This is a genomic window from Desulfobulbus alkaliphilus (assembly GCF_016918545.1).
Lineage (GTDB): Bacteria > Desulfobacterota > Desulfobulbia > Desulfobulbales > Desulfobulbaceae > Desulfobulbus > Desulfobulbus alkaliphilus.
Genome location: NZ_JAFFQC010000375.1, coordinates 1 through 404 on the forward strand (window position 1 = coordinate 1; position 404 = coordinate 404).

Here is a 404-nt window from a genome sequence, read left to right on the forward strand (position 1 = left end):
GTAAGGGACGAACACCTGCTAAAGGGCCACAGCGGCCGCTTCGGGGCGGGTCTGCCCCGTGTCTCTGACGGCTCACTCTTGTTCCTGCAACATCTTATCGCCAAGATGAAGCCGGAGGGTGCTCGTATCGGCATCATCCTCAACGGCTCCCCGCTCTTTACCGGTGGGGCAGGTAGCGGCGAGAGCGAGATCCGCCGCTACATCCTCGAGCACGACCTGCTCGATACCCTGGTGGCCCTGCCCACCGACATGTTCTACAACACCGGTATCGCCACCTATATCTGGGTGCTGTCGAACCACAAACCGACCGAGCGTAAGGGCAAGGTGCTGCTGATCAACGCCAGCGACATGCACAGCCCAATGCGTAAGTCGTTGGGCTCCAAGCGTAAGCAATTGAGCGACGA

At 60.1% G+C, this 404-nt stretch carries 1 protein-coding gene; it reads left to right on the forward strand.

What is annotated here, in order from left to right; all coding sequences use genetic code 11:
- Positions 1-404 (forward strand): HsdM family class I SAM-dependent methyltransferase (locus tag JWG43_RS19005; protein ID WP_205244464.1); only part of this gene is annotated, 404 nt, incomplete at both ends.